This is a genomic window from Amycolatopsis kentuckyensis (assembly GCF_002155975.1).
Lineage (GTDB): Bacteria > Actinomycetota > Actinomycetes > Mycobacteriales > Pseudonocardiaceae > Amycolatopsis > Amycolatopsis kentuckyensis.
Genome location: NZ_MUMI01000872.1, coordinates 1 through 2,034, shown reverse-complemented (window position 1 = coordinate 2,034; position 2,034 = coordinate 1). Strand labels below are relative to the sequence as shown.

Genomic DNA, 2,034 nt, shown 5'->3' with positions numbered 1-2,034 from the left:
GGCCGCCGCCGCGTCCAGGTCGTCCGCGGCGGCCTCGGCCGTCTCGGCGTACCGGGCGACGACGACGCCGTCCATCTTCAAGCCGGCCACGGCACCTCCGCTCGCGAGAAAGACCTTCGAGCCTGGGACGCCCGCCGCGGGCCGCCGGTTCCGCTCAGTTCCCCGGCGGCTGGGACGCGGTCGGGTAGGTGCCGGCGTTCGGGTCGATCGGCACCGAATCGAACTGCCGCAGCACGTCCTGGGTGTTCAGCGACGCCCCGGTCGGCAGCAGCCCGATGATCGACTCGGGCGCGGGCTGCCGGTTGTTCATGCCGATCGCGTCCGCGGTCTGGGCGTCCGGAACGCTGTACCGGACGCCGCGGTCGGAGATCAGCTGGATCGCGCCCTTGCCGAAGCTGGCCTTGCCGGTCGCGGACTGGACGACCGCGGCGAACCCGGGCTTGAGGTAGAAGCCGTTCAGCGGCACGCGGTTCGGGCCCGGCGTCGTCACCGTCATCGGGGTGAACTTCTCGCCGGCGCTCTTCTGGCCGGGCAGCTGCGTGTCGACGTACACCGAGGTGTGCCCGTCCTGGTCGGGACCGGACCCGACCAGCGACCAGCCAAGGCACGCGACCGAGGAGTTCTTCGTCGCGTCGAGGATCGTCGGCACCGAGCGCGGGAAGTCGTCGACCGGGATGTACGCCGGGTCGCCCGGCTGCAGCGTCTTCACCCCGGCGAGCTTGTCCGGGCCCAGCGTCTGGATGCTGCTGGAGCTGCCGTTCTTCGCGACGCGGATGATGTCGGCGACGGCGTTGGACACCCGCTGGATGCCGGCCGGCGTGATCGCCCAGTAGTTCAGGTCCCGCTGGCCGGCCTGCTGCGTGGCGAAGACGTCACCCGAGGCCAGGCCGTCGAAGTCCGCCGGGGCCGGGCCGCTCGGGATCTTCGGCGGCGTCAGCTTCGCGACCTCGGGGATCGCGTTGAGCAGCCCCTGCGTGATCTTGCGCGGCGACGGCGGCAGCTGCAGCGCCGTCCGGACGGCGTCGTTCGGGTTGTCGACGTCGATCTCGGCGCGCACGGTGTTCGCGTTCGGCCGGTTCCGGGAGCTCGGCAGCCGGTAGACGAGGTAGGTCTTCCCGTTGTCGGCCTTCGCCAGCAGCGCCTCGTTCTCGCCCAGTTCGGTGCCGAGGCCGCTCGGCGCGATGCCGCCGAAAACGTAGGTGTTGGTCCGGCCGGTGTCCGGATTCGGCAGGGACGGCTCCAGCTGAACCTGGTCGCAGACGGCCCAATTGGGGGTAATTCGCTGGGAATCCGTCGGGATCAGCTGCGGACCGTCCGGAATTCCGGTCAGTTTGTCGCGCGGAATGTCCTTCAGCTGCTCGTCGGAAACGACCGTGGGATTCTTCACACTGGCCGGGCTCGCCGCAGCGGGCGCGGGTGCCGCGGTCGCGCCGCCGGCCCCTTGACCCGAGTTCTTCTGCTGGGCCAGCAGGAGAAGCCGGGCCGACGCGAGGTTGAAGGTCGGGATCAGCTTCTTCGGGTTGCCGGTCACGACGTAGACCGTGCCGGACTGCTCGCCGATCACGATGTTCCCGGCCTCGGGCACCGACGGCGCCGGGCTGAGCAGGCCCCAGACCACGAAGACGATCATGCCGAGCACGCCCAGCACCACCCCCACGATGGTGGCCCGCGTGTGGGTGCGCATCGGGTCGTGCAGCATCACGGCGTCCCGCCGGACCAGCGCCGACTGCATCCGCCGTAGGACGAACTGATACGCCTGGACCTGAGACTTAGTCGTGGGTGTTGATGGCATTCTCGACCTACAGCTCTCCCCGTCGCGGTACGGTTCCGCAGGATAGCCGTACGGGGACCGTCTGGTGTGGGGTTTCTACCAACTCAAGCTAGTGTCGGGCACCCCGGGACCCGGCTTCCGGGTACGCAGCAAGCACGAGGGGAAGAGAAAGCGCGGATGTCCGTCACCACTCCTCCACGTCCGCCTGGCCCGCCCGGGCCCCCGCCGCCCGGTGGCCGTCCGCCGGGCGGCGGGGGCCCGGG

General features: G+C 70.4%; 1 protein-coding gene. It reads right to left on the bottom strand.

Annotated features, from left to right (window positions below):
* Window positions 1-154 precede the first annotated feature (154 nt).
* Window positions 155-1,792, bottom strand: coding sequence for a type VII secretion protein EccB (gene eccB / locus CCN39_RS48795; protein WP_086854022.1), 1,638 nt, complete (start codon window positions 1,790-1,792; stop codon window positions 155-157).
* Window positions 1,793-2,034 lie beyond the last annotated feature (242 nt).

Coding starts and splice junctions, on each gene's coding strand:
- eccB (WP_086854022.1), bottom strand. CDS start 1,792: ATGCCATCAACACCCACGACTAAGTCTCAGGTCCAGGCGTATCAGTTC.